The following is a 22,303-nucleotide window of genomic DNA, read 5'->3' as shown; positions in this document are numbered from 1 at the left end:
ACATAACAAAAAGGCTTCTAAATTTATTTAGAAGCCTTTTTTAATAACTACAGCATGCTTTATATTAGTCTTTAAGCGACTCAGCTACCACCGGATAATAGTCCCAAACTTGTTTATCACTGAGTGAGCGTACAAGCTTAATGTATTCTGCATGTGTCCAAGCTAGAGGTGTTGCTGAGTTTGTGCCCTCGCCTAATTCATAACCTGCTTTATTTACGCCAACGCCATCCCATACTTGCTCAGGTAGCATCATGCCGCTATTGGCAAACTGCTCTAAACCTTTTACGTAACTATTTTTAATGTCCGCTTGTTTTGCATCATCTAGCGTATTATTTGCGTTTGCGGCCGCTATTTCATAGTGTCCGCGTTCGCCTGTAAAAAATGGCCATACACGACCACGTTGGCCTGGCGTGTTGCTCCCGCTTTCGGCGTAATTAGTACCTGTGGTCTCATCTTCGCCGTAACCGTCGTTGCCATAACGGCGATAGCCTGCAAATGTGCCGCTACCATCGGTAAAGGTAAAGCTGTATTTAACTTGTAAGTTATCTTCAAGCGTTTCGTCGTCATACTCAGGCAGGGTTTTAACTATACTTGAATCGTTGGCACTTCTTACTCCATAGCGGACTAATTCTAAAAAACCACCGTCTAAAATCTGCTTTTTGTTAAAACCTTTACGGCCATTGTTGGCGTTAATTTTAGTATTAGAGTTAGCGTCGGTGTCTTGACCTATACGAATAAAATACTCGCCATCGGTGCTATCACCTTTTAAATTACCTTCGGTGGTAAACATATGCGATTCTATATTACTGTTGTACTTTTTAGCCGTTGCTAAATAACGATCTGCATTTTGAGTATCACCACTGAGTGTTGCTATGTCACTGGCTGTTATAAGGCCAGCAACAACGGCAGCCGTTGTAGAAGGAGAATAACCACTTTGCTCTTCCCAGCGCTCTTGCTGTGTTGCAGGTGGAGTGATTTGCATGTCGTTCCATAAAATTTTAGCTCTTCCGCCATCAACTAAAAAGTCAGCTGCCGGTTTTAGCATGCGTGCGTACCAATCTTTAAGTTCGTTATCACTTAGTACGTTTGCTTGATGTAACTTCCACGCAAGCATAATTGGCATAGCTGTTTGATCTAGCTGTACCCCTACCCATTCAAGTTCGCCATCAACATGTGTTTTTTGTAAAAACCATCCTGTATCACCATTGTTACCGGGGGTTTTGCTAGTAACTTGTACTTTTTCAAGGTATTCGAAGGCCGTTTTTGCAGTGGCGGTATCGCCTAAGGCCATAAATGCCATAGCTACTTGATAAAAATCACGAACCCATACCGCTTTGTAACCAGTCGAACCCTCTTTGGCTGAAACAGTTTCACCCCAAGGATTAGAAAGTGAGGCAATGAGCGCACCCGCATTAGTTTTGTCTTCTTGCGCTTTTAGTACCATTGCACTGGTATAAAGTAGCTTACCGTCATCGGCTGTTTGCTTAACCATTGTATTTAATGGCTCAAGGCTTTGTAAATAATCTTCCCAGCCTAGCGCTTCACCTTTACCGTTGTAGGCATCAAGCACATTTTGATAACCTTTAGATAAGCTCTGTGCACCTTGTTGCTGGCTTTGCTGCTGCGTTTTACCAAAGCTTAGTGCTAAATCAAATGTGGTATTACTATCGATAGTACCAAGCTCTGCCAGCAGAGTGACGTTACCGGCCTTATCGCCTGTGTTTGAATATTTTTTGCTTAGTGTGTGTTGTTTTTTAAGTGAGGTGATGCCATCGCTCACACCTGTAAAGCCTACACTTTGCATTTTGAATGACGTAGATGATTGCAACGTTAAAAAATTATCATCTTCCCATGCTACTAAGCCTTGCTCAGTGGTTTTTGCAAAATCACCTAAGCCGTTGTTGTTTATATAAGGGTTAACAGCAACATACGCTTTCACGCCTTTAAGTGATGTATTAAAAATACTGCGTACAAACAATGTTTGTCCGTCAGGGTCGGTGAATATGTGTTTTTCGAGGGTAAAACGCCCTTTCTTATCTGTACTTGTTACTTTGTAAGCAAGCGATAGTGGTCTGCCTTTATCGTCTTTATGTAAGTAATCAATTGTAACGTCTAAGTCGTCAGCTTCAGTGACTGTAAAATCTTTACCGGTTACTACAAACTGCATATCTTTAATTTGCGCTTGGTGAATGAGTCCAAACATAGTTTCGGTGATCATACCTTTGGCAATTGAAAACCATACTTTTGATACTTCACCTGTCGCAGCGTTGTTATTATATTGGCCGTTTTGGTATTGCTCAAAAGAAGTACCAATTCCGGTTTTACCCGCGTAAGCCCAATATGGTTCAGCACCTGGTGCGCCAGGAGCGGCTGAAACTGTAGCGTCAATATTCTCGTTATTCGTATTTTGTGCACCACAGGCTGTTAAGCCCAAAGTTAAAAGAGCGGTAGTAATAAGGTTATATTTTTTCATTGTGTGACCCTTAGTTTGAATTTTTAACGCGCATTACAGCAATCGCAGCAACAACGAATGATGCAGCACCAATTAATAATGCGTAAATAGGCTGGTTAGAAAATACGTGGCGTAAAATAAGCCCTAAAATACTAGCGGCAAGCAATTGCGGTATAACAATAAAGAAGTTAAAAATACCCATATACACGCCCATTTTATTACTCGGTAGTGCATTACTTAACATTGCATAAGGAAGCGATAAAATAGAAGCCCATGCAAAGCCAACGCCTATCATTGGAATAAGGAGCATTTTTGGATCTGTTATAAACATAAAGCTCGCAAGGCCCAATGCGCCTAGTAATAAGTTAAAGCAATGTGCGCCTTTTAAGCCCATTTTTTTAACTAAAAATGGAATACACATAGCGGCAATAGCCGCAAAGCCATTGTAAGCTGCAAATAAAATACCAACCCAATCAGCCCCATCGTTAAAGGCTTTACTTGTTGCATCACTGCTGCCGTAATGAAAGCTTGTTACTGCGGCTGTGGTGTATATCCACATAGCAAATAACGTAAACCAGCTAAAAAACTGCACCCAAGCAAGCTGCTTCATTGCCTCTGGCATGGTAAATACATCTTGTACTACTTGGTAAAAACCGCCTTGTATTTTGTTAGCAGCCTTTAATGCGCTTGCTATCCACTGCACAATACCAAACGCTAGTAAGCCACCAGCAAGTAGGTATAACTCTTTTTCAAGCGATAAACCCATTACTAATGCAAGGGTTGCTAAACCTAGCACCACAAAAATAATGGCACCTTTATTGAAGTTGATATCTACTAATACTGTGTTAGTTGGTTTGGCAGTGTGGTTTTCAAAAGCAGCTAATTGCTCAGGGCTATATTCTTTGGTTCGCATAACTGTCCAAAGAACTGCGACTAGCAATACGACCCCACCCCAATAAAATGAATATTTAACAGATTCAGGAATTTGCCCTAGCGCAGCGGTATTACTTACATCAAACCAATTGGTCATCATCCATGGTAGCGCTGAGGCTAATACCGCACCAATACCAATAAAAAAGCTTTGTAACCCGTAACCTGTAGCGCGTTGTTTTTCTGGCAGGTTATCGCCTACAAGTGCTCTAAAAGGTTCCATAGTGACATTGATTGAGGCATCCATAATCCATAACATACCTGCAGCAATCCAAAGGGTTGGTGAATGCGGCATGATAAAGAGTGAGATAGTAGTAAGTACCGCCCCTATGAAAAAGAATGGACGACGACGACCAAAACGCCCCCATGTTTTATCACTCCAATAACCAATTATTGGTTGCACTATTAAGCCCGTTAGCGGTGCTGCAACCCATAAAATAGGAATATCATCCACTTGTGCGCCTAGGGTTTGAAAAATACGGCTCACATTGCCGTTTTGTAGTGCAAAACCAAATTGAATACCTAAAAAGCCAAAGCACATATTCCATATTTGCCAAAAACTTAGATTTGGTTTGTTGCTGTCATAATTATTATTTTGATTATTCATGATTAGCCTTATTAGTTAAAACTGCGCTACTAAATGCATCTAGCGAAAGCATAAGCTTTGTAACTTCTTTGTCAGTGATGATCTTTACCGTATTTTGTTCAAGTAAGTCGTGTAGCGGTTTATTTCGCTCAAAGGTATTTGCTTGCTCTGGTGTTAAATTAATTAATACCGTTTGTGGCTCCTCACTAAAATTACTAAAAACATAAATAGATTGCTGTCCCAGCGAGCGTACAAAACCAACAACGCGTTCGCTATTGCTAAGTGAAAGCTCTGACATGGTTCCACCTACAACAGCGGGCAAACTATTGAGAGCCATTATTGATTTATAATAATCACGAAGTGATGCTTGCTCGCTCGATAAGTTAGCGCCGTCGAATTTGCCGTTGTTCATCCATGCTTGATGCGCTGGTACACCAATATAGTCAAAAATACTGGTGCGAGTAGATGTGCCAAAACCTGCGTTTTCAGATCCGTCCTCCCCCACATCTTGGGCAAAATATAATAAAGTAGGTGCGCGACTCATTAAGCTAGAAACGACCATTGCTGGTTTCCCCCAGCGTGCATCACCTGCAAAATCAGGGCTCGCAATGCGTTGTTCGTCGTGATTTTCTAAAAAGTGCAGCATGTGCGCTTCAATATCAGCCACTTGGCTTTGGGCTGCAAAAATAGTATTAGCCGCTTGCTTACCCTGCATAATGGCTTTTAATGTGTCGTAAAAGCCGACTTTGTCATACAAGTAATCCATTTTTCCTTGCTGAATATACGCTCTGTACATTTGTGGGTTGTAAACTTCAGCCAATAAAAACGCATCGGGCTTTTGCATTTTTATTGATGAATTTAAAAAGCTCCAAAATTCAACCGGCACCATTTCGGCCATATCGTACCTAAAGCCATCTACGCCTTTATCAAGCCAGTACAAAGTGATGTCTCTAAATTTATACCAACTATTAGGAAGCTCTTTATTTTGCCAAAACGCATAATGAGCGCGATAATCTTGGTTTTCTAGCTCTTTAGGTAATACAGGAAAGTCATAGCTGCCATCAGGCTTAACGCCATAATTCACTCTTACGGTTTCGTACCAATCGTTAATATCTGGCTTGGGTGCACGCGCGCCATTCCCCGTCCATTTCGCTGGCGTTTCATCAAAAAAACCGTCAGCTAAAGGGTGAGTATTACCCCCTAAAACTGTATAGCTTTGTGATGTTGGAACCTGAAAAGACTGACCTGGTACATAATAAAAGTTATTATTTTTATCGTACTCTTTGCTGGTGTCGTCTTGCTCACCAAAGTCTTTTATTCCTTTGGGTTTTGCTACTGATTTATAATTACGAGCCACATGGTTAGGTACAATATCTATAACCACTTTCATGCCATGCCCATGAGTACGCTCAATCAGATCACTAAACTCACCCATTCTATTGGTCACATTTATGGCTAAATCTGGGTTTACGTCGTAGTAATCTTTTATTGCATAAGGTGAACCTGCACGGCCTTTAACTACATCAGGGTCGTCTTGCGTAATCCCATACTCGGTATAATCGCCCACTAGCGCATGATGTAAAACACCGGTATACCAAACATGGGTTGTCCCCAATTCTTTAATACCTTTAAGTGCAACATCGTTAAAGTCGGCAAATTTACCTACGCCATTTTGCCCTTTTGTACCCCAGGGCACATTCGCGGTCTGTGTGTTACCAAATAAGCGTGTAAATACTTGGTATACAACAGGCTTTGTTAACTCATTTTGCGCCTGTTTAGCGGCTTGCTGTTGTTCGATTTCATTATTGTCTGAGCACGCACTTGTTATAAGTGCGCTACACAGTAATGCGGGTACATAAACTGATTTTTTCATTGTGTGTCTTTTTGTCAGTAGTGTTATAGCTTTATACTAAAGATATCTGCAGCAAGCATACAGTTGCTGCATACGTATTCACTTAAACATTCACGGCGTATTAATCACTAATACCGTAGCAGCCATTGGCTCTAAGTTAATACTGTTAGTTAGTTTAAAAGTGTGTTGTGTGAATAATGCCTGCGCATTGGCATTTTTTGGTATGGCTTCTTGCATGTAATCAAGATTATGCTTTTGTTTTACTTTGTTTTTATTCATAAAAACTAATACTGTTTGCGTATCACTAACACGAGCATAACTATAAACACCATTATTCGGACTGAAATGAACGAGCTTACCCTTTGCAAGCGCCGGGCTTTGCTTTCTAAAGTTAAGTAGCGTGCTTATAGTTTCGTGCATATCGCGCTGATCTTTACTTAACCCGACTCCAGTAAACGCATTAGCGTTTTGATTTTTGAACCCACCAGGAAAATCAATGCGTATATCACCATGATCTTTACTCGGCGTATTATCCAATAATATTTCGGTTCCATAATATATTTGAGCAATGCCGCGCGTTGTTAAAAACAAAGTCATCGCCATTTTAGTTTTAGCTAAGTCTTGCCCAAGCTCCGTATATACACGGCTCATATCGTGGTTATCAGCAAACACCATAATGTTATTGGTGTCTGGGTATAAAAAATCGTTAGCCAATGACTGATATACTTTAACCCAGCCTGTGCTCCAACTTTCATCTTCATTTAAAGCTCGAATTACCGCCTCTTGCAACGAAAAGTCCATCACACTGGGTAAGCTTGACACATACCCATCTTGATTTACTTTACCGCGCTGCCAATACGACGCTATTGCAGGGTTTGAAGTCCACTCTTCGCCAACAATATTAAAGTGTGGGTATTCATCCATAATGGCCTTGGTCCAATCACTTAAAAATGCTTTGTCTGAATAAGAATAGGTATCTACACGAATACCGCTTAAATCTGCGTATTCAATCCACCAAATTGCATTTTGAATTAAATACTCATTTAATAATGGTTGGCGCTGGTTTAAATCGGGCATGCTAGCGACAAACCAACCATCGCTAAACTGGCGTTTATCGTAGTTACTTGCGTGTGGATCTTGAATTGTTTGGCGCGCATGGCTTGTGGCATTTTTGCCATTTTCAAACTGCCCATTAAAGTTAATCCAATCTTGAGTTGGTTTATCCTTCATCCACGGGTGCTCAGCACCAAAGTGATTAAGCACCATATCCATAACAAGCCCAATGCCCTGCTCTTTAGCCTTTATTGATAACGTTTTGTATAGGTTATTCGATCCCATTCGCGGATCAACGTTGTAAAAGTCTGTAATCGCGTAACCATGATAAGAGTAATCTGGCATGTTGTTTTCAAGCACTGGAGTAAGCCAAAGCTGTGTTACACCTAAATTATTTAAATACGGTAATGCGTTAATAACACCTTGAATATCCCCTCCATGTCGCCCGCCTTTAAAACCTGGATTTACAGCTTCTAGCATGCTTTTAACGGTGTCATTTGTGGAGTCGCCATTTACAAAGCGATCTGGGTTAATTAAATATAAAGCATCTGCACTTGTGAAACCTTGGCGTTGCGCGCTATTTTTATCTCGGGTAAATAAAGGAAACTCAAAGCTATGCGCTGTATTAGTGCTGTTAAACTTGAGCGTTCCTGCTTTGGCGTTATCGCTAATATTTAAATGAAGGAAAGCATAATTAGGGTTGTCGGTACGTGTTACGTTATTAAGTTCAACCCCTTTATACTTATCTAATTTAAATTCTTCGTTAGCTATATTTTGCTCATGCACGAGTACTGTAATGTTATTTTTATTCATTCCGACCCACCAATTGGCAGGCTCTACATTAAGTGCATAACTAAAGCTTGGTAAGCTACATGCGCTTACTAGTAAAAGTGTGTTTAAAAATCGCATTGTTATACCTTTTTAATGCTGGCTAAAAAATTCTGGTGAGTTGGTAATTGCGTTACAGTTGAGCTGATCAACGTTTTTAAAGTAGAAAATAAATCGCTCAGTTGATCATCACTTAGTGAATCAACAATACTGTTATAGTCATCAGGGATAAGCCCTTGCCCTATCATGACTTGCTGCCAAGCAACTTCGGCGAATAGTTCATCATCTTCACGTATTACTTTGCCTGTGTGTTTAAATAAATTCAGTTTATGGGTAAGGGAATTTGGTATATCCATTTGTATGCATTGACGCCAAAACGGGGAGTCTTCTCGCTCGGTGAGTTTATAATGCAAAATAATAAAATCACGTATGTGCTCTAATTCAATAACGCTTTGTTTATTAAACTCCGTTACTAACGCATCGCTAATACCGTTGTGTGGAAATAACTTAATTAAACGCGTAACCGCAGTTTGAATTAAATGAATACTGGTTGACTCTAGCGGCTCTAAAAAAACACTTGAGAGGCCAACCGACACCACATTTTTATGCCATTGCTTTAAACGCCGACCTGTTTTGAATTTTATAATACGGGGCTCTGTAATTGGCTCAGCGGGTAAGCTTTTTAGCAGTAACTGCTTAGCATCATCATCTGACAAGTATCTACTGCAATAAACAAGGCCATTACCAATACGATTTTGCAGTGGTATTTGCCATTGCCAACCAGCACTATGTGCAATAGATCGCGTATAGGGCTTAAGCTCATGAGTACTTTTTGTTTGTACGGCTACTGCACTATCGCATGGTAAGTAATGAGACCAATCAATAAAACCTGTATTTAGTGTTTGTTCAATTAATAGTGCACGCAGCCCGGTGCAATCTATAAATAAATCCCCACTAATTTGACTGTCGTTATCCAGTGCTAGGCTTTTAACATTGCCTGTATCGCATTGTTCAACGTGGCTTATTTTTGCATCTATGTGTTTAACACCGCGCGATATAGCCAACTTTTTTAAGTATTCAGCGTAAAGCGTCGCATCAAAATGATATGCGTAACTCAGCCCAGGTAGTTGGGTATTAGGAATTGTATTGAGGGGTGCAAATTTATGCTGTTTAGCCGCTTGGTAATTGAGTGAAAAATCCCATAAGTCGTCTTCGCAACCCGTAATTTGACCTTTTAGCCAAAAGTTATAAAAATCGCAGAAGGGAAAGTTTTTACCGAACGAGCCAAACGCATGCATGTAGCTATGCCCTGGCGTTTTCCAGTTTTCGAACTCTATACCTAATTTTATTGAAGCATTAGTGGCATTAATAAAATCTTGCTCGTTTATACCCAGCGCGTTATTAAGTTGAATAATGGGCGGTATCGTTGCTTCACCCACTCCTACCGTACCAATAGCTGATGATTCTATTAGTGTGATATTAATTACTTTACCTAACACTTTATTAAGCAGTGCTGCTGTTATCCACCCTGCGGTACCACCGCCTGCAATTACGACATGTTTTATTGGTTTCATATTATTGCCCACGCTTTAATACAGCGCTCAATAAACTTAATTAAGCGAATTGGTATTAATCAGTGTTTGATAAACTAGCTATAAAAAAGCCCTTGTAAAACAAATCACAAGGGCTTCTACACACAACTTTTATTATAGCTTGTAACTAAAGCCTAACAAGTAAGTACGACCGTAATCTTGGTAGTCACGTACTTGTAGAGCATTATCGCCAGAAAGTGACGTAAACGGTTCTTCAGTTAAGTTTTGTACTTGAAACTGAACAGATAAACCTTCAAGGCTTTCAATGCCGGCCTCAGAGAAGTCATAACCTGCTTGAACATCCCAAATAGTTTCACCTAAAATATCAACTTGTTCAGTGTTAAAACCTAAACCATATACATCACCTTTAAAGGCACTGCGTTTGCGCATACTGGTACGTAATTGCATACCATGCATTTCGTAGTAAACTGTTAAGCTTTGAATTTTATCCGAAAGACCTGGTAGCTCGTAATCGTTACCGTTTTGATCTTCAATATCAGACTCAATACCAGTATGGCTGGCAATTAAACCAAAACCTTCAAGAGATGGATGGAATATTTTAAATGGTAACGCTAGTGAAAGCTCGTAACCATATAAATCGCCACCGCCGCCATTTATTTTACCGCTGCCTGTACCTGATGATGTTGCAGGAACTTCACCTGTTGAAGGGTCAGCTACACCTGACATATCAATTGCATACGTGCCGTCAAAAATCCACTGAGTTAAATCTTTATAGAAAAACGCAGCAGAGAAGTAACCTTCATCGCTAAAGTAATTCTCGTAAGTAAAATCGTAGCCGGTTGCTTCTTTAGGTTCTAAATTTGGGTTACCACCCGATACAGACCAATAGTTGCCATTTTCATCAGGTGTTTGATTATATGAAGCATTAACTGATGAATTCATTTCATCTAAGCGTGCACGAGAAATTGTTTTAGCAGCACCAAAACGTATCGTTTGTTGCTCATCAATCGCAAGTGACAAGTTTAAGCTAGGTAATACGTGCGAGTAATCATGACTTATGTTTGTAGGTGATGTAACAACCACACCATCAACAGTACTAAATGCATTACCTTGTGATGATTGATCAGTTTGTACATAACGCACGCCCACGTTACCCGTTAATGCAAGGCCGCTTACTTCAGCATTAATATTAGCTTGAACAAATGCAGAAGTAATTTCTTCTTTTACAGTCCACGATTTAGTCGCATGACTTGTATTTGTTAAGCTCTCTGCCAGTAAGTCGTAATAACCGTCGTTAACTAAGCCATTTACGTCATAAGCAATCATATCGCCCATGCCTATAAAACCTAAATCAACACTTCCGTTACGGTACTGTTCTGGCACATTAAGCATGCCTGGGTTATCAAGCGAAAAGCTAGATAACGTCATAAAGTAACCTTCTGAATCTTTTGTTTTCTCACGTTCTTTGTAAGACATACCAAATTCAATAGAACTTATGTACTCGTTTTCTAATACCTTTGAAGCCGCTATTTTTAATGTTGATAGCTCATCTTCAATGGTCGGTGCATTAATAAAACCATCTTGCGCTTGGTTTTCATACTCAGTACCAGTTAAACCATATTTATCGTTAAGTGCAGAGCTTGCACCCCACGATAGCGGGCCACCTAACTGTATTAAACCATAATCGCTATAATCTAAGTCATGAGTAAAACTTGCGCCGGTATTTCCACCATTAAATGTATAACCTAAGTTATCTGCAACACCGCGAGCATCACCACGCCCTGTACCTGAGTAACTCTCAACACTCCAGATTTTACGGTCTACTTGTGAATAACTTGCATCAAACTCTACTGACCACGAATCGTCAATATCATATTTAGTATTAAAACCAAAAGCTGTAAGTTCCGCTTCGCGTTCTTCATAATCGTTTCGAACTACTACACGTTGGCCTTGTGTTACTGCACTTGTTATAAAGCCAGATGCTTCATCAACTACAACACTATTTGCATCAATACTACCTTGACCCCATGCAAATGGAACTTCAATACCGCGTAGAATTTTTTCATCTGTAAAATCTACATATAACGCATCAAACGTCATGTTTAGTTTATCTGTAGGGGCGGCTTCAAGTACTAGCATTGCCGAATCACGCTCAAGGGTTGATGAACGTACAAATGGTTTAGCGCCACCTAAAATTGAATAATCGTTACCATTTTCAGTGAATTCTGGGTAGCCCCACGAGTTCCAACGTTTTTCTTGATTTGGTGAACTCATTGTATTTAAAGCAAAGGCAACACCAATTGTATCGTCAGCAAACTGATCGATGTATGAAATAGTGCCTCGGTAACCGTCATCATTACCGTCTGGATTTAATTTACCAAAGCTGGTTTGCTCATACTGCCCATTTACTTGCACAACACGCTCGCCTTTACTTAAAGGGCGCACGGTTTGCATATTAATAACACCGGCAATACCTTCAGCATCAATACTTGCATTTGGCGTTTTATAAACAGTTACACCGCTCATTATTTCTGATGGGTAAAGGTCAAACTCTACGCCGCGGTTATCACCAATCGATACCTGCTCACGACCGTTAAACGTTGTGCCACTTTCATTCTCGCCAAAACCACGAATAGAGACACGACTTGCTCGCCCGTCTAAGCGCTGGGCGGTTAAACCGGGTAAACGCGCAATCGATTCAGCAATTGAAGAATCTGGCAATTTGCCAATGTCTTCAGCCGATATAGATTCTACAACCTGTGTAGAGAAGCGTTTTGTGTTAATAGACTCAACCACACTGCCACGAAAGCCTTTAACTTCGATAACTTCTACATCATCTTTTTTTATTGTATCTTCTTGAGCAGCCTGTGTAGCAAAGCTTGATAAGCCTGCAGCTGTTAATGCCAAAGTTAATATACTTGGTTTGAACATAGACATAATGTTTTCCCGTTACCCATATTGTGATACCCGCGTTCAATGTTTAAGTGATAGTTAAACAAGGCGAGCTAATTTTGTTGTCAGGATGAATATTAACGCCAGATTTATTTTATTAACAACTTTATGCATACGTATTCAACAATCTCAATATAGCCTAACATTAACATAAATTACACACATATAATTTTAACTATATGATTTCATTAAAAATAAACAAAACATAAAACACTAAAAGAGCATGATAGATTAAATCTATTCTGTAGAAAACTAATAGCCTTCCTACTTGAATGTAAACAAGATGAAATTAATTAGCGCTGTTATATAACGTTTAAACAATTGCACATTCACTAAGTGTTAAATTGGTCAGACCATTTTTAGTAAAACCAAGGGTATATTTCCTTTATAGTACAAACTGTTAGGTTAAATTTAACTAAAAAATGAATGAATAACATAATTGGTAAACATTAAACACACAAAACGAACACCGCCAAAGAGGCGCTAAGCGCTTATTTTAAATAATTTTATTGCATTATTTTTAGTGCATACGTATGCAGACTTTTTACAGAATTAAAGGCTTCACGTATGCTTTTTGAAAATAACGTGATTAATCGTAATCACAATAAAGAATAGTCTAAATACTGTGTGGAATGACGGAGAAAAGCATGACCAAAAAGCAGTGGTATAAAGGTGCGGTTATTTATCAAGTTTATCCGCGTAGCTTTCAAGATAGCAACAACGATGGTATTGGTGACTTAAAAGGGATTATTAATCGTATTGATTACATTAAAAGCTTAGGCGTTGATGCAATTTGGATTTCACCTTTTTTCAAATCGCCGATGAAAGACTTTGGCTACGATATTAGTGACTACCGTGACATTGACCCGCTTTTTGGTGATTTAAACGATTTTGATGAACTTATTAGCCAAGCCCACGATCGCAACATTAAAATTATAATTGACCAAGTACTAAGCCATACATCAGATCAACACCAATGGTTTACAGATAGCCGCGAAAATCAAAATAACGATAAAGCGGATTGGTATGTTTGGGCTGAAGCTAAAGGTGACGGCACAGCACCTAATAATTGGCTGTCTATTTTTGGTGGTGGCGCGTGGCAGTGGGAACCTCGCCGTGGGCAATATTATTTGCATAACTTTTTAACCGAACAACCCGATTTAAACTTTCATAATCCTGACGTAAGACAAGCTGTACTTGATAACGTAGAGTTTTGGCTTAAAAAAGGCGTTGATGGCTTTAGATTAGATGCTATTAACTTTTGTTATCACGATGCACAACTTCGCGATAACCCAGCTAAACCAAAAGATAAGCGCCAGGGTCGTGGTTTTAGTGAAGATAACCCATACGCATTTCAGTATCATTACTACAACAACACTCAGCCAGAAAATATTGAGTTTATGCAAGACATTCGCACATTACTTAATAAATACCCAGGTACTGTATCGCTTGGCGAAATCTCATCAGAGGATTCATTGGCGACAATGGCACAGTACACCCAAGGTGGCGATAAGCTGCACATGGGATATAGCTTTGAGCTCTTAACAAATGATTATTCAAGTGAATATATTAGAACTACGGTTCAAACTCTTGAACAACGTATGACTGAGGGTTGGCCGTGTTGGGCATTTAGCAACCATGATGTAGAGCGCGTAGCAAGTCGCTGGAGCGAAAATGGCGAAATAAACCCTCAGCAGTGTAAAATGTTAACCGCCCTACTTGCCTCCCTTCGTGGCAGTGTATGTATGTACCAAGGTGAAGAATTAGGTTTAGGTGAAGCAAGTGTTGCCTTTGAAGACTTACAAGACCCATATGGCATAACATTTTGGCCTAATTTTAAAGGGCGTGATGGCTGTAGAACGCCAATGCCTTGGGAGCAAGCTGATTCACCTCATGCGGGTTTTAGTGACGTAAAACCTTGGCTACCTGTTGATGATGCACACAAACAGCAATCAGTCGCTGTGCAAACTAATGATAGCAACTCAATTTTAAACGCCTATCGTGAGTTTATGGCGTGGCGCAAAAGCCAAACTGTTTTACTAGAGGGTGATATTGAGTTTATTGAAACGCCTGAGCCTGTGCTTGCTTTTTATAGAACGCTTGGACCGCAAAAAATGCTGTGCATATTTAATCTAAGCTCTCAACAAACAAGTATTGATATGCCAACATCAATCGTTAAAGAATATAATGAGCTTAGCCACCACAGCGTAAAATTAAGCCAAGAGACACTAACGCTTGAGCCTTTCGCTTGCTTTTATGCAAAGTGTTAATGACATCAATAATTACACTTAATATTACAGCTAAGCTCTAAACATAAAAAGCCCAAGTAAATTACTTGGGCTTTTTTGTGCATTTAATTTTCTAATGACTTTGGGTTTTACTGTTTAAGTAGTCAGTTAAAGCAAATAAAACGCCTGACATTACAAACGTAACATGAATAGTCACTTTCCAAAGTAGCTCATCACTTGGATATGCGCCTGAGTTTATAAATACTTTTAATAACTCAACAGCAGAAATAGCGACTATCGCACTTATTAATTTCATCTTTAGACCTGAAAAACCAACCTTTCCCATCCAAGATGGTCTGTCTTCGTGATTATCAATATTAAGCTTAGAAACAAAGTTCTCGTAACCGCTAAATGTAATGATCAGCAATAACCCCGCTAATAATGCCGTATCAACTAAAGTTAGAATACCGACAAGTAACTCTTGATTGGTTGCTGTAAATGTCGCAATACCCATTAAATAAAGCTGCTTAAAAAACTTTATTAACAACAGTACAACTGCAAATAGTAAACCCACAAAAAATGGGGCTAGTAGCCAACGCCCTTTAAAAATAAAAGATTCTAATGCATGCTCTACTTTATTAGCTTGGCGTGGTTTTTTATTAGGGGTGTGTGATGACATTGATTTGTCTTTTAATTAAAAAAAGCGACCTTAGCTTATAAACCACTGCAACACAATGCTGCGAAATCCTGACAAGTAAATTACTCATCCTCACGATAAAAAAATTTCGTTATCTTTTATTTCGTTTTCGTTTAAAAATCAGTATACCAACAGAGTTGTTCTGGATTGGGCACTACTGATTTAAACCTAATCTTAAACTGGGTAAATCAGTCATCACACCATTTTTTTAGGAATAAACGAATGAAAAAAGCATTGCTAGCATTAATCGTAGCTCCACTATTTGCAGTATCTGCGACTTACGCGGTAGCAGACGATGCGCCAACAGCTTCAGCCGAAATGGTAAAAGAATACACAGAAATGTGTGTTAACTGGGCTAAAGATGATGACGTAAGCAATGAAGAGCTAAATGCCTACGTATTAAAATGCGTAAATGATGAGCTTGAATCTGAAGGCTATAAAAAAGTATCTTCTGTTAAGATTTAATCATACCAATTGCATTAAATTAGTGATCTATTTTAGCACTAAGAAAATAGCTCAATAGCAAGTGAAATAGCATGACATATAGTTGTTTTATATGAATGTTTTTTAACGCAGTGAATAGGTTATTTAGTGCAATATAATGACCATTTTTTAATAAAATTGGTATCTCCAATACGCTTAGTTGAATGTACTGCTAATAAAGCCGTTGCGAAAACATTTAACTAGGCACAAAAAAACCGGAATAGACACAAGCTGTGCGTTCCGGTTTTTTTATGGTTTTTTAAAACCTATAAAAAGTTATGAATAAACGATAACGTGCTTATTCATCTTCTTTTTTAGCTTTCGCTTTAGACTTTGCTTTAGCTGGTGCCTTTTTTGCAGCAGCTTTCTTTTTAGGTGCTGCCTTTTTCTTCGCTTCTTCTGTCCATTTACCTGCTTCATAATGAGCAGTCCACCCAGTAGCTTTACCGTCAACTTCAGTCATAACATACTGAGCTTTATTTTTACGGCTGTAGCGTACAACAGCAAGATTACCATCAGGATCTTTAGCAGGTGCATCTGCTAAGTAATAAAACTTAGGCGAGATACGGTCTCTAAAGCGTTTTAACTCTTCTACCTTAGGTGCACGTGTTTCACGAGACTTAGGAAAAGTATTTGCAGCTAAAAATATACCAGCGGCGCCATCACGTAATACAAAATACGCATCTGACTTTTCACACTCTAATTCAGTAATGTGAACAGGGTCTTCTTTTGGTGGAGCAGCTTCGCCGCTTTTAAGTAGTTTACGTGTGTTTTTACACTCGTCATTATTACAGCCAAAATACTTACCAAAACGACCCGATTTAAGTTCCATGTCAGAGCCACATTTATCACATTCGATAATTGGTCCGTCATAGCCTTTAATTTTAAAGGTACCTTCTTCAACTATATGCCCTTTACATGCCGGGTTATTACCACACACATGTAATTTACGGGTTTCGTCGATTAGGTATGAATCCATTGCAGTTTCACAAATAGGACAACGCTTCATCTGCATTAACTTTTCAGTTTCTACATCTTCTACATCAGCTGCAACTGCTTCATCACCCGACACCAAGTTCATTGTTGTAGTACAACGCTCTTTTGGCGGAAGGCTGTAACCAGTACACCCTAGGAAAACACCAGTTGATGCCGTTCGTATACCCATTTTTCGGCTACACGTAGGACATTCAATATCGGTTTCAACCATCTCGTTAAGACGCATGCCACCGTTCTCTGGCTCGTCTTTAGCAACAGTTAATTGCGTTGAAAAATCAGCATAAAACTTATCAAGAACTTGAGTCCATACACGCTCGCCTTCAGCGATATCATCTAAACGGCCTTCCATTTTAGCTGTAAAATCAAAGTTCATTAAATCAGTGAAATTTTCAACCAAGCGATCGGTAACTATTTCACCCATTTTTTCAGCAAAGAAACGGCGGTTTTCTACACGTACATAACCACGATCTTGAATCGTTGATATAATTGACGCATAAGTAGATGGACGACCAATACCGCGTTTTTCAAGCTCTTTTACTAAACTTGCTTCACTAAAGCGCGCTGGCGGTTTAGTAAAATGTTGCTTAGGATCAAGTTCGATTAAAGTAAGGACTTCACCTTCTTTAACAGCCGGTAGTGATTGATCTTCTTCGTTTTTCTTACGTATTGCAGGTTGTACTTTTGTCCAACCATCAAAGCGGAGCACACGGCCTTTCGCTTTAAGCTGGAAGTCGTTAGCTGCAACAGTTAGTGTTGTTAAATCGTATTCAGCAGGTACCATTTGGCACGCTACAAATTGACGCCAAATTAGCTCGTACAGCTTTTTAGCATCGGCGTCTACACCTTCAACATGACCAGATAACACGGTAACGCTTGAAGGACGTATTGCCTCATGCGCTTCTTGTGCATTGCCTTTAGAGCTGTAGCTAATTGGATCTTTTGGTAAGTATTTAGCACCAAATTCGTTTGTTACATACTCACGACACATTTCAACGGCATCTTTTGAAAGATTAGTTGAATCGGTACGCATATACGTAATATAACCGCCTTCATACAAACGCTGAGCAAGCATCATGGTCTTTTTAACGCCATAACCTAAACGTGTGCTTGCCGCTTGCTGCATGGTTGAAGTAATTAATGGCGCACTTGGGCGACTTTTACTTGGTTTTTCTTCAACGCTAATTACTTTGTATTCTGCATTCTCAAGGCTTTTAACCGCTGCGCTAGCCTGAGCTTCATTTACAGGCTTAAAAGGCTTTCCTGCTTGTTTGGCTACTTCTAAACGTAACTCAGACTCAGTATTTTTAACGTCAGCGTGAATATCCCAAAATTCTTCAGGGATAAACGCCTTAATTTCACGCTCACGCTCTACTAATAAACGTACCGCAACAGACTGAACTCGTCCTGCAGAAAGTCCGCGGGCCACTTTAGCCCACAATAAAGGTGATACCATAAAGCCAACAACACGGTCTAAAAAGCGACGTGTTTGCTGAGCGTAAACCATATCAGTATTAAGCTCGCCAGGTGTTTCAAACGCTTGCTGTATTGCGTTTTTAGTAATTTCGTTAAAAACTACGCGCTTATACTTAGCAGGATCACCACCAATGATTTCTTGAAGGTGCCAAGCAATTGCTTCCCCTTCTCTATCCAAATCCGTTGCGAGATATATTTGGTCTGCATTTTCAGCCAGCTTTTGTAATTCTTGAACAACTTTTTCTTTACCAGGCAGTATTTCGTAATGCGGATCCCAGCCTTGGTTTGGGTCTATACCCATACGCGCGACTAAGTTTGTATAATCTCGTTGCTTTTTATACGCTGCTTTCTCTTCAGGTTCCATTTTACGAACTTCTGCTGGCGTTTTAGTTGCCGGCACTTTAGCTTTGCTCGAACCTGAAGTAGGTAAATCTCGTACATGCCCAATACTGGACTTTACGATGAAGTCATTACCTAAATATTTATTAATTGTTTTAGCCTTAGCAGGAGACTCTACAATTACTAGCGATTTGCCCATAGTTGCCTATTTCTAACCAAATATTGAAAATGTGTTTTGCCGACATAAGCGGCGCGAATATTTATAGGTATATCTACAAACACTAGTTGTTACAAGCTTTTAATACAAACTTTTCAGTATTTACTGAATAAACGAACAATTTTTGTCGTTAAATTAAACAAACTAGTGTTTTTAGATTAATTGATGTGGAATATATAGAACAGAAACAAAAATGCCAACCTAAAGGTTGGCATTTTTAAAATAAAGCCTTATTTACTATCGTAAATTTCGATTCCTTTGGAGACTGTTTTAGTGCCACCAGCCTGAGTAGTAAACTCAAATGTTATTGAAAGTACACCGTCAAATTTATCATTACCATCCGCTTCACGAGAAATACGAACATCTGAATACATTGGTTTATCCGTATTCGTACTTGGAATAATAGCGTTATTTTCGATAATAGATAAGTCGCCATTTGTAGAGGCTATAGATACAGTTGTACCCGCTGGTAGTGGATTACCAAACTCATCTGTGTAGTGAATACGAACTGTAATACCAGATAAGCCAACTTCCAATAGTTGAGGATCAGTTTCATCTGGATCCGTTTCATCATATTCAGGGTTATCTGCAAAAACATTTGATAAATCAACTGCTGATATATCACAACGCTCAGATACATCGGATGGCTCAAGTACTGCTGTAACTGAAACAGAGCAATCTGCTGGTACATAAACAGGATACGGTGCATCAAGAATATCCGTTGTTTTCAACACAGAAAAACGAACATATGGGTTATCTCCAGACATAACCAATTCAATTTGTTTACGCACTTCAATTAGCTCACGAGAACACTCACCTGCATTTTCAGCAGCTTCGCTACATAATAAGCCATTATATTTGCCATCAGCAAAGTCATAAATACCGTCATTATCTAGGTCTCGCCATGTTTCATTATGACCACCTCGTGAAATTAACTCAGAACATTCATCCGTAGACGGGTCATAATTTGAAGCATCTGCATCACTACAGTTTGCTTTATCGAAGGCAGCATTTTCATTGTGATCTATAAATGCTTCAGGTAAATCGTAACTAGTATAATATTCACCAATATCAAACAAGCCATTGGTGCGCTTAACATCATCAGTGGTTTGCTCATCTACAAAGTTCTCTTGTCCTTTAGTGACAGCGAGAACACTTACACGCCCTCCCATAACAACGCCATCAGCATTATTTTTAGCGCGTGTAATACCATTTATACAAGGAGCTGCAATACCAAAATATGGGTCACAATTTATAATACCTGTTTTTGGATTAATACCTTCAGTAGTTGTTGCGTCCCCGTCAATATCGCCAATTCGGTTACCCCATTTGTAATCATAAAATGGACGGTCTCCTTGAGAGCGCCAGGTTACAACACAAGTAGCATCGTCAGTTTTACAAGTAACTTCATTGCTAGATGAGCCAATGACACCAGCTTCAGCTAAAATAGTTGCCTCTACACCGTCACCGTTATAATTATTAAATTGGTCACCAAAATATACCGTAATATCATTTAAAACACCGTTATAATTAAGTGAGTTAGTATTGAACGTATTTGGGCTTGCATCAAAACTGTTTTGGTCTGTTACGCCCGAAGCTAAAGTTAACTGAGCCGATACAGAACTTATCTGCTCGCTTAATGGTACTAAAGTAAGTGTTCCGTCTGGACAAATTTCATTGCTTGGTTCTGATGTACACAGTTCTACATCATCAACCCAACACGTTAAATCATCACCTTCAGGTAAATTATTAACATCTTCTTTAGAAATAAAACACGCTTTTACCACTAATGGACCAGGCACTATGCCAGATTCAACCGTTGTCTGAACAAAGCCTTCATTATTTGTATCACTTGTTCTAAGTGACAGTTTAGCTGCCCCCACTGAATCTGTTAACTTGAAATCAATACGTTGCTGCGTGGATGCAAGTCCATCCGCATCTATTAACTTAAATCTAACGATCGATTGAGTCGGGGCGCCGCCTTCACCTGGAGGTAATGCAATAAATGTTTCACTGACATCAACAAACTGTATTGATTGTACCGCTGATGTTTCCACAGGAATAATCGTAGTAGCAGTAAAGTTTTTACCGCCTGTCTCAACCGTGATATTAATATCATCGTCAATACTACAACCTGTAGCTCGGTATGTTGATGTTGCGATACCACTTGATGATTTTACTGATGCATCAATTACTGAGTCGCCGCTAATTACACAAGTTGAGCTGAATTCAACATCTGTTGGAGTTAAGTATAAATTACCATCTTCATCTAAAAGTGTTACTTCAATAACGGTACTACCACCTGCTTTTAAAGGAATAACATTTCCTGAAGAATCTTTATTTAGCCCGTTATCAACCTCTAGGGTTAAATCAGCAATACCTACAGCAAAATTAGTTGAATTACTTTCACCTACAGACGTTACAGTAACAGTACCTGCGCCACCAGTATTACCAGGTTGCAATTTTAGTAGAGCAATACCAAAGTTATCGGTAAGGGCTGTCCCAGATGAAGGGAGAACAGAACCTAAATTTGTTGAAATATTAACAAGTGAATTTTTACTACCTTCACCACTTTGCTCATCAATGACTTCAACAAATAATTCACCTAGTTCTGATGAAGAGATAGTATTAGCTACCGTACAACCCGATGCTGCTTGTGTAGGGTCAAGTTTTACGCTAGAACGATTATCGTCCCAGCCTGCGTTACAGCCTGTTAAGAGCTTTACTGATATAGAGAATTGTGCCAAATCAACTGGTGCAGAATCACCTGATGAATAAAATACAGCTGTATTACTCACTTCTGTTGAGTTCGTAGGATTATAAGTTGCAACAACTTGACCTGCGCCTTTAAAACTACCACTAGAGAGAGTTACTTTTGCTTCACCCGCTGAGTTTGTAATTGCAGTTCCTAAGTCTGGCGTTATTTTACCTGTGAAGTTTGTAGTAAAAGTAACAAGCTGCTCGCTAAGTGCAACTCCATCATTTTTTAAAGTCGCTGTAACCGTTCCTAAGTTGTCAGTTGTAACCGGGTTTGTATCCGAATACTTAGCACCATTTTCATCGACAATATTTACTGTTAGAGTTGTTGACCCACTAACACCAGTATCATCACCCTGCCCACCGCTTGATTGAAAAGCAAAAGTACTTGTATAAGATTCACCATCGACTGTATAAGTAGCAGTTACTTCTCCAGCACCGGCTTGAGCACCGGCTGTAAGTTCTACCGTTGCAATACCATCATTTTGAGTTAATGCACTTGATGGAGACAGTTCACCAATCTCATCTTCTAATGTAAACGTAATGCGCTTACCCGCAGCAATTACCCCGTCTTGAGTAAGAATTGCACGTAAATCTAAAGAGGAGGTAGCGGTAACAGAATTTGACTCTGTTGCGTCTGTTTGAGAATACCCCTTTAATGAAACCGAGTATGTAGCAGCCTCTGTAGTGGAATCACCATCACTTATAGAACCGTCTTTTTCAAGTGACCCACCGCCACCACAGGCTGTGAGTAAAAAACTTAGCAATGAAATGCCGAGCAGTCGCATTAAAGGCATGAACCTCTCCCTAGCGTTGTTATTATAATTAAAATTAATTTACACTTAATATTAACCTATAACTTAGTCTAAAATCACAGTTTTTTATTACTTTTTTGTGCAAAATATTT

General features: G+C 39.3%; 11 protein-coding genes. 2 read left to right on the top strand and 9 right to left on the bottom strand.

From position 1 onward, the window contains the following. Positions 1-64 precede the first annotated feature (64 nt). The 6 genes from P20429_RS11495 to P20429_RS11520 form a co-directional block, all read right to left on the bottom strand. Entirely contained in the window at positions 65-2,473 is a 2,409-nt protein-coding gene (locus tag P20429_RS11495; protein ID WP_007582606.1) for a glucan 1,4-alpha-glucosidase, read from the bottom strand. A 10-nt stretch (positions 2,474-2,483) separates the two neighbouring features. After that, positions 2,484-3,989, bottom strand: a complete 1,506-nt coding sequence (locus P20429_RS11500) for an MFS transporter (protein ID WP_007582605.1) — start codon at positions 3,987-3,989, stop codon at positions 2,484-2,486. Then, positions 3,982-5,841, bottom strand: a complete 1,860-nt coding sequence (locus P20429_RS11505; protein WP_007582604.1) for an alpha-amylase family glycosyl hydrolase — start codon at positions 5,839-5,841, stop codon at positions 3,982-3,984. The genes P20429_RS11500 and P20429_RS11505 overlap by 8 nt, the downstream gene beginning before the upstream one ends. 90 nt (positions 5,842-5,931) lie before the next feature. Further along, positions 5,932-7,782 (bottom strand): glycoside hydrolase family 13 protein, encoded by a 1,851-nt coding sequence (locus P20429_RS11510; RefSeq protein WP_007582603.1) that lies wholly within the window; start codon positions 7,780-7,782, stop codon positions 5,932-5,934. A gap of 2 nt (positions 7,783-7,784) precedes the next feature. Further along, positions 7,785-9,275, bottom strand: a complete 1,491-nt coding sequence (locus P20429_RS11515) for a tryptophan halogenase family protein (protein ID WP_007582602.1) — start codon at positions 9,273-9,275, stop codon at positions 7,785-7,787. Between the two features lie 132 nt (positions 9,276-9,407). Continuing rightward, positions 9,408-12,191 carry a TonB-dependent receptor gene (locus P20429_RS11520; RefSeq protein ID WP_007582601.1) on the bottom strand — a complete coding sequence of 928 codons (2,784 nt, stop codon included), beginning with the start codon at positions 12,189-12,191 and terminating at the stop codon, positions 9,408-9,410. Positions 12,192-12,853: 662 nt separating this feature from the next. Between P20429_RS11520 and P20429_RS11525 the strand changes: the two genes are divergently transcribed. Then, positions 12,854-14,476, top strand: a complete 1,623-nt coding sequence (locus P20429_RS11525) for an alpha-glucosidase family protein (protein ID WP_007582600.1) — start codon at positions 12,854-12,856, stop codon at positions 14,474-14,476. Positions 14,477-14,567: 91 nt separating this feature from the next. Here the strand turns inward: P20429_RS11525 and P20429_RS11530 are convergent, their stop codons facing one another. Continuing rightward, positions 14,568-15,113 (bottom strand): TIGR00645 family protein, encoded by a 546-nt coding sequence (locus P20429_RS11530; RefSeq protein WP_007582598.1) that lies wholly within the window; start codon positions 15,111-15,113, stop codon positions 14,568-14,570. 240 nt (positions 15,114-15,353) lie between these two features. Here P20429_RS11530 and P20429_RS11535 point away from each other — a divergent pair, with 240 nt between their 5' ends. Next, a complete protein-coding gene (locus P20429_RS11535) occupies positions 15,354-15,596 on the top strand; it encodes a hypothetical protein (RefSeq protein WP_007582596.1) in 243 nt (80 codons plus the stop codon). Positions 15,597-15,912: 316 nt separating this feature from the next. Here the strand turns inward: P20429_RS11535 and topA are convergent, their stop codons facing one another. Together topA and P20429_RS11545 are read right to left on the bottom strand one after the other, a co-directional pair. Continuing rightward, on the bottom strand, positions 15,913-18,621 hold the full coding sequence (gene topA, locus P20429_RS11540; RefSeq protein ID WP_007582594.1) for a type I DNA topoisomerase: 2,709 nt from the start codon (positions 18,619-18,621) through the stop codon (positions 15,913-15,915). 248 nt (positions 18,622-18,869) lie between these two features. Further along, positions 18,870-22,193, bottom strand: coding sequence for a hypothetical protein (locus P20429_RS11545; RefSeq protein ID WP_007582592.1), 3,324 nt, complete (start codon positions 22,191-22,193; stop codon positions 18,870-18,872). Between the last annotated feature and the right edge of the window lie 110 nt (positions 22,194-22,303).

This window comes from Pseudoalteromonas sp. BSi20429, from assembly GCF_000238895.1.
Classification (GTDB): Bacteria; Pseudomonadota; Gammaproteobacteria; order Enterobacterales; family Alteromonadaceae; genus Pseudoalteromonas; species Pseudoalteromonas arctica.
The sequence above is the reverse complement of the archived record's forward strand: the minus strand, read 5'-3'. Positions and strand labels throughout refer to the sequence as shown.